Here is a 12,361-nt window from a genome sequence, read left to right as displayed (position 1 = left end):
GCTATAGATAGTGATGAGCATCTCGACAGCAAGCCAAGCTTGCCCGGACAGGCAGAGTTCGAACAGGTTTTCGTCAGGCGGAAGCATGAACGTGAAACAGGTGTTTCACTATAAAACACATAAAGGCGGCGACCGGATGGGTCGCCGCCTCTGTCGCTAGAAACATGGACTGGAGGTCATCATAGTTCTACGACAATGCGTGTGCCAAAACCGGCACTATCCGCCAGAATATTAGAACGAGCGCTGGAAGCGGATCTTGCCCTGCCAGGCGTCTTTGCCGTCCATGCTCGTGTTCTTGTCCTGCCACTTGGTGTAGGAAACTTCAGGCGTGATGGTGAAGCCGGGAACCAGCTGATAGGCAACGTTTGCCGTTGCAGCGAAGGTTTCGCTGTCGTCATAAGCGGCCTGTACGTTGAAGGTCGCCTTGCTGGTTGCCTTATAGGCTGCACCGCCCCAGACTGCCCAGTCACCGCCCCAGGTGCCATAGAACGAGTCAATGATACGAACGCGATAACCGCCCGACGTGCCGTAATGATCGTCGTTGGACTTGTAAGCGCCCTGCAGCCAGACCGAGAACTGATCGGTGATGTTGACATCGCCGCGAACCTTACCGGCCCATTCTTCGTTACGGGCGTCATAGGCGACGACACCGGCGAGCTTGCCCCAGCTCTGCTCGTATTTCAGGCCACCGACCACGTGCGGCATGTAATCCTTGATGGTGACATCTACGTTGGAGTCGGAATTGCCACCTTCTTCGAACGAGACAATGGCTGAGAAGCCGTTTCCGCCCTTGAAGGTATAGCTGATGAGGTTGGTGCGGTAACCGCCAGCGAGGATCACGTCATCGCTGATGACGTTGCCGAGATAGCCAGTGAAGGTGACGAAGGCCGATTCATCAAGACCAACGCGCAGGCCGCCGAGCTGGATATAGGCATAACGCAGCGAAGTGCTGGTAGAGCCGCCATTATAGTTGTCAGCCTTGCCATTGCCGTCACCCGTCTAGTCGTAACGCAGTTCGCTATAGGTCTTCAGCGTTCCGAGATCCGTTTCGGAAGCGGTCGAGAAACGCAGGCTGACGCGGGCCAGCTTGTTCCAGGTGTCGCGCTCCAGCTGGGCCGGGGTGCGAGCGTAGTTGTTGTCGCCGCCGCTTGCGTCATAGCGAACATAGCCATGAATACGCAGGCAGGTTTCCGTTCCCGGAATGTAGAAATAGCCAGCACCATATGCGTCGCATACGCGGACATATTCAACGGCTTCTGGCTCGGGCGCCACGATAGCATCGGCTGCTTGCGCGCCAGAAATCGCTACGAGCGATGCTGCCGAACCGAGAAGAATTTTTCTGATAATCATTCATGCGTCTCCAGTAGATGAGTTAGACGCTATCGTCTATATTTCTTCACGATAATTTGATCAATGTTTATTCTATGTATATTTTGTGAATTATTTATATATGATGTATGAGTTACTTCATATATATTTTATATTTACTTCATTAATCAGAAATTTGGCAAATAAAATCCCCTGATCGTCACAACATGCAACGAATCCACAACATCGGATATTTTCCTATTCTGCCCCTTATGCCCGTCCAGCCCGCACAAAAAGCGGACGCCCTCACCTATCCAGCAACGGTGAAGGTTTTATAACAGCAACAATAAATATACGTCGCAGCGCCGATGATTGCCGATATTTTCCAGTCGGACAGCGAACGCCGCAAAGCGCGACTCGTCAATTCAAATGCATGGAATGTTGATTCGTCATTGTGGACCTGACGAAGTGGTTTTCCTCGGTCATTCTCCCGCACAATAAAGAAAACGAAGGCAGCAGGGGTAATACAATGGTTCTATTCTCTATTGTCATAGGCGTGCTGACGTCTGCGGTGGTAATCGCCGCGTGCATCATGCTTTGGAGATATGAACGTCCCTGAATTTGCCACGAAGAAAGTGCGCAACGACCGGCCAACTTCAACGGTCAAATCCATAACAGCGCGGCCTGTTTCGCTACGCTGAAACATCTTTTATCAATTCGCTTCAAAATATTTTCATTTGCCTTCAGGCGTATTGCATTGCCAAGATTAGGCTCAAATCCAGTTCGCTGATATGTTCCGTCTGTTGCCAGACCTTCAGCCACTCCCTTTGCGAACATTTGTAGCTTTGCATTTTTCAATATTGGCTTATGCCCATCACCATAAGGATACTCTATGATGAGATCAGAAGACGCTCTGTTGCTGAATGCTATTAGCGCCCAGGCCGACCGGGCTGAATTGATTATGCCCAAGCCCCTCTCGCTGAATCCGATTGCCGAACGTCTACACGACGAATTCCCGCACCGATCCACTGCCGGAATAGAAACTCAGTGCCGGGTTGTCTGGCAGGATCGTTACCTGTTCTGGAATTGATATCGCCTTTACAACAGCTTTTGGTGCAGGCGCATCGCAATCGTTACCCCGCTTCGGCGGGGTTTTTGTTAAGACAATAAGGCAATGGCTGCGCGATAACGCGGATGCCTACGCCCCGCTTACTTCGTTCTTCTTTTTCTTTTTATCTTCGTCGTAATGCCACTTGATGGCGAAGAACATGGCGGCGCCCAACACAACGACCTTGAACGCTACGAAGAATACAGGAATCCATTCCATTTTTTGAATATTTCCATACCGCTATCTATCGAGTAGAGCATTACCCTAGAACGGCTGTTTCAGCATCTTCTTTTTACTTCAATGGTGCCAGGAAAATCAGGCCGTGCGGATTTGCCGCTGGACTGACTTGGCATCTGTGGCCGGATACAAGAACGACAACACCCGCGTAGCCAAAGCAGCAAAATAGGCGCCTATTTTCGCTCGCGTTGGCGTTCAACACAGGTTTTCGAATCTTTTCCAGGCGCGCATTCATCCTCCTCTGTTTTCTTTATGCGGTCCTGCTTCTGTGACTCAGGATTTAAAGGAACATGAACCGCATCTGGGTCAGAGGGCGGCTGATTGGGAGCCGGAGGTGGATTACCTGGCACCTCTGGCTCTTGCGTGCCGGACTGGGTTGGCATGCCCGACTCCTGAGCAACAGTAAAATTCGGGGCCATAAACAGTAGCGCAAAAACGATAATGCGTTTCATTTCTCTACTCCGAATTGAAATAGTGGAATTGTCTTGAATCCTCTCTCCAAAAAGAATGAAACGAACTTCGGCCCATCATGTTCCTTCACCTTGCCTGACTGGCAGCGCTTGCAGGGTGTCGAGAGCCGATGCGTTGCACCGACCGGTCATGCGTGGAAACGGTGTGGGAACAGGCGCTTGGACAGAGATAACATAGGCTAACCGTTATGGACACGTGGTCGCAATTGACGAGGCAAAACGTTCCCATCATTGCCAGGTTCAATGATGTGATAAATACGGAATAATGCTGAATTTAGATTGTTGAATGGTGGGCGTGACAGGGATTGAACCTGTGACCCTTCGCGTGTGAAGCGAATGCTCTCCCGCTGAGCTACACGCCCGATGAGCAAAGCTCGATCAAGGTGGTGCGGATATACTGGCCAGCGGCTGCATAAGTCAAGCGTCTCGCAAGCCTGTTTCCAAAGAGATTTCTATCTTTCCCTTGATAGCTCTCGCCCCAAAAAGAAAAACGGCAACCACCCATCGATGATTGCCGTTCTGTTTCGATGTGGAAAAGACTTCAGAGCGCTGCGAGACGCGAACCTGCCGTCTTGTCGAATGCTTTCTGCAGTCCCGAATCTCGGTCGTAGACATCGCCGTAGTAATGGACTTTCCCGTCCGCTTCCGGCCATGCAGTGAAATAGGAAATAAAGACAGGCACGGGTTCCTTGACCTTGATGCCGCGCTCATTCTTTCCGAAATATTTTTCGAGATCCGTCACCGATGTTCCAAGAACAGCCGCCGCCATGTCACGTGGACGCTCCAGACGGATGCAGCCATGGCTGAGGGCGCGCATGTCGCGGCTAAAATAGGATTTGGCCGGCGTGTCATGCATGTAGATATCATGCGTGTTCGGGAACAGAATCTTGAGTTCGCCCAGTGCGTTGTCGAGGCTCGGCTTCTGGCGGATACCGACATGGGCCTTGCCTGCGGCAACCGCGCTCCAGTTGACGGTGCTTGCCGAAACCTTCTTGCCGTCTGCGTAGACTTCATAGCCATTGCGGTCGAGATAACTCGTATCGCGCATGACCTTGGGCAGCATCTCGTTCAGGATGATCGAACGTGGCACGCCCCAGGACGGATTGAAAACGACTGTCTGGACCTTGTTGTAGAAGAAGTAGGTCTGATGGGTCGGCGAGCCGATAACCACATTCATGGCCAGCTTTTCTTTTCCGTCCTCGAAATATTCGGCACGGTAAGCCGGCTGATTGACCATCACGTAGCGCGTGCCAAAATCATGCGGCAGCCAGCGCAGACGTTCCATGGAATAAAGGATGCGGTCGCGCTTGATGGATGACTGCTCGCCCTGAAGGGCTGAAACCGTATTGCGGCCAATGATACCATCGGGTGTGCCACCGGAAAGCTTCTGGTAGTCCTTGATGGCTGCAACCAGTTCCGGATCGTAGACGTCGCCGCTCGCATGGGCATCCAGCACTTGCTTGTGCTGTGCCAGATAGCTGGCGGGCGCGTGTCTCGAAATCAGCGCAACCACCTTGCTGAGCTGGTCATTGATATCGCCCGGCTTGATGATGCCATTCAGCGAGATGCGGACTGGTTCGGCAGACGGCGGCTCGGTATTCGCCAACTCGCGCTTCAATGCTGCATATTGCTCATTGCTCGGCTGGAAACCATGCAGATAGGCAGCCGGATCGTTTTCCGATGCCAGCTTCTCGAGAACAGCATTCGGATCGACGCGGTTGCGTGGCAGATCGTGGAAGCCGCTGAGGCGGTCGGCGATGACACGTCCTTCGCCTGCATCAATGGCATAGCGCAGCGCGCGGGCAGACATGCGAATTTCAAACTCGGCAAGCTTCTGCTGGCGTTCAGCTTCCGCAGTAGTGTCGAAGCTGTCAGCCGGAATCGTGACTGCATATTCATCGGGATTGAGCCCGTCCTCATCGGCGCGAGCAAAGAAGGCCGCGACATTCTTGGCGCGGTCGAGCACCTTGTCATCGGCCGACCACATGAAGGAACGCTGACTTGAGTAATAATCGACGATTGCCTGAGCGATCTCTTTCTCGGCTTTGACATTGACGGATTTTAGATAATTCGCCGCCGCATCGAATGCCCGCTCGCCCGGTGTTTCTTCCCGAAGCTGCGGGCGGATCGGCGACATACCCGATGTCAGCGGGTCGACGGTGGTGGGTTCGGTGGCTGCAGTTACCTGCATATCGAGCGCGCTGAAATCGATATTGACCAGAGAATCCGGCTTATAGTCGTAAATCTGCGGTCCCTTCACGGTCACGCGCTGGACTGGCGGGAGGCTGCGCACAGCAGCACGAGGGGCAGAGACAGCATTCGGCGCTGCAGGAGCGCGGGGAGCGACTTGCGGCTGAACCGGCTGGGCTGGTTGCACCTGCTGTTGGCGACGTTGCTGGAAAAATTCCATCAGCGAATTTGCGGCCTGAGCCTGCGCCATCGGGAGAAACACCGAAGCCGCCAGAGCTATCGCGGCTGCGCGGCGGATATTTTGTCCGCGCGCGGCGTTGCTCATCTGATCCATCTGCGAGTGTCTGGAAAACTGCATTTCAAACCGCCAAAGTTGATGCGTTCGCTCAAAAGCGAATCCGTCCGAATCTCACCCGTAGAATTTACCAATCTCGTATAGAAACTTTTAACGCTATTGTTTCCTGAAGCAATTTTCTGATTTGCGTTTATCACAATTGTTTGAGGCATCTTCTCGGGAGGCAAATCCGGAATGCCTTAATGAACAATGTGACGCAGTGGCATCCACCCCGCATCGCGCTAAAAGCCCCACAGACTATGGTTCCTAAGCTCTTCTTCGGAACTTCGATCAACATATCGCGCGAGCCGGAAACAATGACGACCTCCGGCTGGCGTAGCTGGCAAGCAAGCGAGGTACCGCGATGGCAGAAGCAAGCGCCGCCGATCTTTTCCCTCTTGGTGAAGACGACACCCCTTACCGCAAGCTGACTTCCGATCATGTCTCTGTCGATACGTTCAAGGGACAGGAAGTCCTGACCGTCGATCCGGAAGGGCTTCGCCTGCTTTCGGAAGCGGCCTTTGCCGATATCAATCATCTGCTGCGCCCCGGACACCTGCAGCAGCTCGCCCATATTCTCGAAGACCCCGAAGCAACGGACAATGACCGTTTCGTCGCCTACGATCTTCTGAAGAACGCCAATATTGCCGCTGGCGGTGTTCTGCCGATGTGTCAGGATACCGGAACGGCCATCATCATGGGCAAGAAGGGCCGTCGCGTCTGGACCGAAGGTGGTGACGCCGATGCGCTGGGCGCCGGTGTGCTGGACGCCTACAACAAGAAGAACCTGCGTTATTCGCAGCTGGCGCCGCTTTCTATGTTCGAGGAAAAAAACACCAAGAACAATCTGCCTGCGCAGATCGACATCTATGAAGAAGGCGAAGACGCCTACAAGTTCCTTTTCGTTGCCAAGGGCGGCGGTTCGGCGAACAAGACATTCCTCTATCAAGGAACACCTTCTCTTCTGACGCACGACCGCATGATCGACTTCCTCAAGGACAAGATCCTGAGCCTCGGCACAGCCGCCTGCCCGCCTTACCATCTGGCAATCGTCATCGGCGGCACTTCAGCTGAAATGAACCTGAAGACGGTCAAGCTCGCCTCGACGCGTTATCTGGACAGCCTGCCGACCGAGGGTTCCGAAACCGGACACGCTTTCCGTGACCTCGAAATGGAAGCTGAAATCCATAGACTGACGCAGTCTCTCGGCGTCGGCGCCCAGTTCGGCGGCAAATATTTCTGTCATGACGTCCGAGTCATTCGCTTGCCGCGCCATGGCGCTTCGCTGCCAATCGGCATCGGTGTTTCCTGTTCGGCGGATCGTCAGGCCAAGGGCAAGATCACCAAAGACGGCATTTTTCTGGAAAAGCTGGAAACCAACCCAGCCAAGTACATGCCGGATATCGACGAGGAAAAACTGTCGTCGCATGTGGTCAAGATCGACCTCAACCAGCCGATGCAGGACATTCTCAAGGAATTGTCGAAACATCCGGTCAAGACGCGCCTGTCGCTCTCCGGTCCAATCATCGTGGCGCGCGATCTGGCCCATGCCAAAATTCGCGAGAGGCTTGAAAACGGCGAAGCCATGCCGGATTATTTCAAGAACCACCCGATCTATTATGCAGGCCCGGCCAAGACGCCTGCCGGTTACGCCTCCGGCTCATTCGGACCTACTACGGCAGGCCGCATGGATTCCTATGTGGACCAATTCCAATCCTTCGGTGGCTCCATGGTGATGCTCGCCAAGGGCAACCGTTCGCGTCAGGTGCGCGAAGCCTGCGGTCAGCATGGCGGGTTCTATCTGGGTTCCATCGGCGGTCCGGCTGCCCGTCTGGCACAGGATTGCATCAAGAAGGTCGAGGTCGTCGAATATCCGGAACTCGGCATGGAAGCGATCTGGCGTATCGAAGTGGAAGATTTCCCGGCCTTCATCGTCATCGATGACAAGGGCAATGACTTCTTCAAGGAACTCAATCTGGGTTAAAGCATTTCCAGCAAAAGTGCGAAGCGGTTTTGCGTAGGATAATGCGACGAAACAAACACTTAGAGCGCAGATCTGATTGAATCAGATCTGCGCTCTAAGCAAATAAAAGGGCGGCGCAAGCCGCCCTTTCTGTTTCAGGCATTTGTGCCGCCATCAATGGTGAGCTTAGCTCCAGATACGAAACGCCCCTCGGGGCTGGCAAGCCAGGCCACCAGACTTGCAATATCATCAGGCGAACCGAAACTGCCGGTTGCGATAAGCTCGCGTTGCTGTTCGGCATGTTCCCCAGCCGCCGGATTCATATCCGTATCGGTGGAGCCGGGTTGAACGACATTGACCGTGACGCCCTTTGGGCCGAGGTCACGCGCCAGACCTTTCGTCAAACCGATCAGCGCCGCCTTGCTTGCCGCATAAAGGCTGATGCCCGGCCACGGCACGCTTTCGGCGAGGTTTGAGCCGATGGTGATGACGCGTCCGCCGGCGCCGAGGTGTGGTGTGGCCGCTGAAACGGCGGCAAAGACAGCCCGGAAGTTGACAGCCATAACCTCGTCGAAGTCGGCAAGCGTGACCTCTTCCAGCGGTGCTGCATGCCAGATACCAGCACTGTTGACCAATATATCCAGACGACCGAAATCCTTGACCGTTTTCTCGATTGCCGCCGTAATCTGGCTCGCGTCGCGATTGTCAGCCCTCAGCGCGAGAGCCTTGCCACCATTGGCTACGATTTCGGAAACCACGGCTTCGGCTTTTTCCTTGCCGTTCACATAAGTGATGACAACTGCCGCACCATTTTTCGCGAGACGGTGTGCAATCGCAGCACCGATGCCGCGACTGCCGCCGGTGACGAAGGCAACCTTTCCGTTCAAAGCTTCCGCTGACATACCATTTCCTTTCTGTATCGATTGATACATAATTGCTGACAGGCTTGCGCATAACCGTCAAGAGATTTATTTAGTGATCGATACAGAAAGGTTCAGACGTGGCGGAAAAAGGACGACCCCGCAGCTTCAACCGTGAAACAGCGCTTCGTGCTGCCATGCTTATATTCTGGGAAAAAGGCTTCGACGGATCGTCGTTGGCCGATCTGACGACGGCTATGCGCATCAATGCGCCAAGCCTTTATGCGGCATTCGGAAGCAAGGAAGAGCTCTATCTTCAAGCCCTCACTCTCTATGCTGGTGAAATCGGCGTTGAAATCTGGTCGGCATTGGATGAAACGCCGGATGTTCACGCGGCTTTCGAGCGCTTTCTGCTTGCCACGATAGATGCCTATTGTGAGGAATCCGTGCCCCGAGGCTGCATGATTGCGCTGGATGCGCTGCATCGGACGCAGTCAAGCGACAAGGTTTGCGGCGTGCTGCGCAATCACCGCCAAACTAATATCGAAACCCTGAAAAAGCGGCTCGAGCGCGGCATTCGTGATGGAGATATTCCCGCATCCGTCAATTGTGAAGCGGTCGCAACCTTTTACGCGACTGTCCAGAACGGCATGTCCATTCTCGCGCGTGATGGCGGAACGCGCGAAGATCTCACAGCAACGGCATTGGGCGCCATGGCTGCCTGGGAGAAACTGGTTTTCCCAAACGCATAATCACGCAACTAGCCTTAACCTCGGGGTATCATCAAGATAGTCCGCCACGAGCGATACCACTTCGGCGCTCGCGATGATGCGGCGATGCCCAAGGCCATCCGCCCAGTGCACCTTGACATGTGAGCCTGCCTTACCGGCCATTTCCGCGCAGATGGCGGGCACTTCCTTGTCATCATGGGCATGGATAACCAGCGTTGGAATGGTCATGCGCCGCAAATGAACATCGGTGTCGAAATCCGTGATCGGGCGCGCCGCCATATAACGGACTTGTTCCTTCATTGCGTTGCGCACATTACGACCGAGCCCAAGCACTTTGCCGAAACCGTCAAAGACGCCTGCCATGGAGTGCGGGGAAGCAATAGTCACCAGCTTTGCCGGGCGATGTGACTGGTAGCACCCGAGAGAACCCGCTGCGGCATTGACGATGACCGCACCGCCGAATGAGTGACCGATCATCGCATCGAACGGACCATACTGGCGCCACGCAACATCAACGGCGGCGATTGCCTGTAACATGTTGAGGGTGCGGCCTGCCGATGCGCCATGCCCCGGCAGGTCGATGGAAACAACTCGTTCGCCACGCGCAACAAGCTCGCGAATGATCGTCATCATATCCGCAGTGCGTGATCCCCAGCCATGGACGACGAGCGACGTTCTTCCCACGTAGGTGTCCGGTTCGAACAGATAGGTGGCGATAAGTCCGCGATCTATAATCAGATCGAGCCGCTTTGCCTGGTTGAGTTCATTGCTCGCCTGCTCAAGCCGCGCGGCATAGGCCTTGGTCTTCGGCTTGCGGCTTGGCGTTCGACAGAAAATCCTGAATGCTGCACGACCTGCCTTATCGGCATCAATGCGCCCGAGCACACCCAGGCCGAATCGCGTAACCTGCAAAGAAAACGACGTCATGACAGGGCCTCAATTATGTTCAATCCTGAACAAATAATTGTACAAGAATGAACAAAATGCAAGACAAGACTCAAAAATTGCCATGGGACAATCCGCGTTTCAAGAACTGGATTGCCGTTGCACGTGCCGGCAAGGCGGTGGAACGCGCCCTCGCCCAGGGGCTGTCGGCCTTCGACCTCAAGATCGCCGATCTCGATGTGCTGATGAATATTTACCGCCATCCCGGTGAATCCCAGCACGATCTTGCGCGGCGCATTCTCGTCGGGCGTTCGAACATTACCATGTTGCTGCCGAAGCTCGAAAAGCGCGGCTTGCTGGTGCGCGAGGGCGACCCGGCAGACAAGCGCGTGATGCGACTAACGCTAACCGCCAAGGGCGAAAAGCTTCTGGGACATGCGCTGACGATCTATACCGACCTGATCGACCGCGTCATGGCGCAATCGACGAACGCACAGTGCAACGCGATGGGCGATGTGATGCGACGCATATCGGAAATGCTGGAGAAAGAATGACCGGCAGGTGGGATCAACGATCCCGCTTCAGACCTTTTTCGGCAAGCTCATCGAGATAGGTTTGCCATAAGGTGTCCTTCTCCGTGCCGAGCTTGTGAAGATAGGTCCACGAAAACAGGCCGGTATCGTGCATATCGTCAAACGTTATGCGGACTGCGTAATTGCCGACTGGCTCCATCTTCATGATTTCGACATTTCGCTTGCCACCGACCGTTATGCGCTGTTCCGGCGAATGCCCCTGCACTTCTGCCGAAGGCGACAGAACACGCAACAGCTCGGCGGTCAGCTCGAATTTCTGGCCATCATCGAACACCACAGTCAGCAGTTTGCGATCGTACGAAACACGCAACTCAGTCGGCCAGACCTCACTCATCACCATTCTCCAGCTTGGTTCTTTGCCAGCTTTTGATAGGCCCCGCGTTAAAATATCGCAATAGTCGCGGGTATTATTGAAAGAGCTTCGCGCGCGTGAAACTGGACATTGAGGCTCGCAGATCCTATTTCTAGTCAGACGACGCGGATATTCCTCCGCATCCTGTGGAAACAACGGCTTAATGATGTACACAAACGAAGCCCGGCCACTTGTTTCCCCGACTGGACCCATGATTGATCCTTTCGGGCGTGCCATTACCTATCTTCGCGTTTCAGTGACGGATCGCTGTGATTTCCGCTGCACCTATTGCATGGCGGAACATATGACGTTCCTGCCCAAGAAGGACCTGCTGACGCTTGAGGAACTGGACCGGCTCTGCACCGCCTTTATCGAAAAGGGTGTCAGGAAACTGCGCCTGACCGGTGGCGAACCATTGGTGCGCAAGAATATCATGCACCTGATACGGCAGCTTTCGCGTCATCTGAAATCAGGTGCGCTGGATGAATTGACTCTCACCACGAACGGATCGCAGCTTTCGCGCTTTGCCGAAGAACTCGCGGGATGCGGGATACGGCGTATCAACGTCTCGTTGGATACGCTTGATCCTGAAAAATTTCATCAGATTACCCGCTGGGGCGACCTCGCTCGCGTTCTTGAGGGCATTGAAGCTGCGCAGCGCGCCGGTATCCACGTCAAGATCAATGCGGTCGCGTTGAAGGATTTCAATGACCGCGAAATTCCCGAGCTGATTCGCTGGGCCCATGGTCGCGGCATGGACATGACCCTCATCGAGACAATGCCGATGGGTGAAATCGAGTTTGACCGCACCGATCAGTATCTGCCACTCTCGCAGGTGCGCGAGGACCTCTCGCAGCAATTCACGCTATCCGACATTCCTTACCGCACCGGTGGCCCTGCCCGCTATGTGACGATCGCCGAAACGGGTGGTCGGCTCGGTTTCATCACACCGATGACGCATAATTTCTGCGAAAGCTGCAACCGCGTCCGGCTTACCTGCACCGGCATGCTCTATATGTGCCTCGGCCAGAACGACGATGCAGATCTTCGCAAGGCCCTGCGGGAAAGCGAAAGCGATCTGCTGCTCACCCAGGCCATTGATGAAGCTATTTCGCGCAAGCCGAAAGGCCACGATTTCATCATTGACCGCGATCACAATCGCCCGGCAGTCGCTCGCCACATGAGTCTTACCGGCGGCTGAGCCGTTTATACTTAAAAAATCTAATGGACTGAAATAATTGTCGCGAGATCGACTTTAAAACGGTATGCAGTTGCAAGGCTTAGTGCCTAAACTGGATTCTGTATCGTGCCGCAGTCAGCAAATTTTCGC

At 54.4% G+C, this 12,361-nt stretch carries 11 protein-coding genes, 1 tRNA gene and 1 pseudogene; 4 read left to right on the top strand and 9 right to left on the bottom strand.

The features are described 5' to 3' along the window. Window positions 1–231: 231 nt before the first annotated feature. From HWX93_RS10115 to HWX93_RS10095, 6 genes and pseudogenes are all read right to left on the bottom strand, one after another. Window positions 232–1,350 (bottom strand): annotated as a pseudogene (locus HWX93_RS10115) (porin). A gap of 621 nt (window positions 1,351–1,971) precedes the next feature. Further along, the gene (locus tag HWX93_RS10110) at window positions 1,972–2,277 is read right to left on the bottom strand and encodes a hypothetical protein (RefSeq protein WP_146206486.1); all 306 of its coding nucleotides are present in this window, start codon (window positions 2,275–2,277) and stop codon (window positions 1,972–1,974) included. Window positions 2,278–2,506: 229 nt separating this feature from the next. Beyond that, window positions 2,507–2,635: a hypothetical protein gene (locus HWX93_RS23170; RefSeq protein ID WP_268904578.1), complete on the bottom strand. Its 129-nt coding sequence runs from the start codon at window positions 2,633–2,635 to the stop codon at window positions 2,507–2,509. Window positions 2,636–2,826: 191 nt separating this feature from the next. Further along, window positions 2,827–3,105 (bottom strand): hypothetical protein, encoded by a 279-nt coding sequence (locus HWX93_RS10105; protein WP_109988189.1) that lies wholly within the window; start codon window positions 3,103–3,105, stop codon window positions 2,827–2,829. A gap of 305 nt (window positions 3,106–3,410) precedes the next feature. Then, a tRNA-Val gene (locus tag HWX93_RS10100) sits at window positions 3,411–3,485 on the bottom strand. 179 nt (window positions 3,486–3,664) lie between these two features. After that, window positions 3,665–5,647, bottom strand: coding sequence for a L,D-transpeptidase family protein (locus HWX93_RS10095; RefSeq protein WP_235969100.1), 1,983 nt, complete (start codon window positions 5,645–5,647; stop codon window positions 3,665–3,667). A 364-nt stretch (window positions 5,648–6,011) separates the two neighbouring features. On the opposite strand from HWX93_RS10095, the gene HWX93_RS10090 reads away from it, so the two are divergent. Then, window positions 6,012–7,631 (top strand): fumarate hydratase, encoded by a 1,620-nt coding sequence (locus HWX93_RS10090; protein ID WP_109988191.1) that lies wholly within the window; start codon window positions 6,012–6,014, stop codon window positions 7,629–7,631. A 134-nt stretch (window positions 7,632–7,765) separates the two neighbouring features. Here the strand turns inward: HWX93_RS10090 and HWX93_RS10085 are convergent, their stop codons facing one another. After that, on the bottom strand, window positions 7,766–8,512 hold the full coding sequence (locus HWX93_RS10085) for a 3-oxoacyl-ACP reductase family protein (protein WP_109988192.1): 747 nt from the start codon (window positions 8,510–8,512) through the stop codon (window positions 7,766–7,768). A gap of 98 nt (window positions 8,513–8,610) precedes the next feature. On the opposite strand from HWX93_RS10085, the gene HWX93_RS10080 reads away from it, so the two are divergent. Next, window positions 8,611–9,222 (top strand): TetR/AcrR family transcriptional regulator, encoded by a 612-nt coding sequence (locus tag HWX93_RS10080; protein WP_109988193.1) that lies wholly within the window; start codon window positions 8,611–8,613, stop codon window positions 9,220–9,222. On the opposite strand, the gene HWX93_RS10075 is transcribed toward HWX93_RS10080, so the two are convergent. Next, window positions 9,223–10,128 carry an alpha/beta fold hydrolase gene (locus HWX93_RS10075; RefSeq protein ID WP_176037300.1) on the bottom strand — a complete coding sequence of 302 codons (906 nt, stop codon included), beginning with the start codon at window positions 10,126–10,128 and terminating at the stop codon, window positions 9,223–9,225. A 47-nt stretch (window positions 10,129–10,175) separates the two neighbouring features. Here HWX93_RS10075 and HWX93_RS10070 point away from each other — a divergent pair, with 47 nt between their 5' ends. Next, entirely contained in the window at window positions 10,176–10,640 is a 465-nt protein-coding gene (locus HWX93_RS10070; protein WP_061346363.1) for a MarR family winged helix-turn-helix transcriptional regulator, read from the top strand. A gap of 13 nt (window positions 10,641–10,653) precedes the next feature. On the opposite strand, the gene HWX93_RS10065 is transcribed toward HWX93_RS10070, so the two are convergent. Then, the gene (locus tag HWX93_RS10065; RefSeq protein ID WP_109988195.1) at window positions 10,654–11,013 is read right to left on the bottom strand and encodes a gamma-butyrobetaine hydroxylase-like domain-containing protein; all 360 of its coding nucleotides are present in this window, start codon (window positions 11,011–11,013) and stop codon (window positions 10,654–10,656) included. 229 nt (window positions 11,014–11,242) lie between these two features. Between HWX93_RS10065 and moaA the strand changes: the two genes are divergently transcribed. After that, window positions 11,243–12,232 carry a GTP 3',8-cyclase MoaA gene (moaA, locus tag HWX93_RS10060; protein ID WP_235969097.1) on the top strand — a complete coding sequence of 330 codons (990 nt, stop codon included), beginning with the start codon at window positions 11,243–11,245 and terminating at the stop codon, window positions 12,230–12,232. Window positions 12,233–12,361 lie beyond the last annotated feature (129 nt).

It is taken from the genome of Brucella tritici (genome assembly GCF_902825325.1).
Lineage (GTDB): Bacteria > Pseudomonadota > Alphaproteobacteria > Rhizobiales > Rhizobiaceae > Brucella.
This window is presented reverse-complemented; position numbering and strand designations above follow the sequence as displayed.

What these genes read in the sequence shown, in the direction of transcription:
- HWX93_RS23170 (WP_268904578.1), bottom strand. Translation starts at nt 2,635, where the DNA reads ATGGAATGGATTCCTGTATTCTTCGTAGCGTTCAAGGTCGTTGTGTTG.
- HWX93_RS10105 (WP_109988189.1), bottom strand. Translation starts at nt 3,105, where the DNA reads ATGAAACGCATTATCGTTTTTGCGCTACTGTTTATGGCCCCGAATTTT.
- HWX93_RS10095 (WP_235969100.1), bottom strand. Translation starts at nt 5,647, where the DNA reads ATGGATCAGATGAGCAACGCCGCGCGCGGACAAAATATCCGCCGCGCA.
- HWX93_RS10090 (WP_109988191.1), top strand. Translation starts at nt 6,012, where the DNA reads ATGGCAGAAGCAAGCGCCGCCGATCTTTTCCCTCTTGGTGAAGACGAC.
- HWX93_RS10085 (WP_109988192.1), bottom strand. Translation starts at nt 8,512, where the DNA reads ATGTCAGCGGAAGCTTTGAACGGAAAGGTTGCCTTCGTCACCGGCGGC.
- HWX93_RS10075 (WP_176037300.1), bottom strand. Translation starts at nt 10,128, where the DNA reads ATGACGTCGTTTTCTTTGCAGGTTACGCGATTCGGCCTGGGTGTGCTC.
- HWX93_RS10070 (WP_061346363.1), top strand. Translation starts at nt 10,176, where the DNA reads ATGAACAAAATGCAAGACAAGACTCAAAAATTGCCATGGGACAATCCG.
- HWX93_RS10065 (WP_109988195.1), bottom strand. Translation starts at nt 11,013, where the DNA reads ATGAGTGAGGTCTGGCCGACTGAGTTGCGTGTTTCGTACGATCGCAAA.
- moaA (WP_235969097.1), top strand. Translation starts at nt 11,243, where the DNA reads ATGATTGATCCTTTCGGGCGTGCCATTACCTATCTTCGCGTTTCAGTG.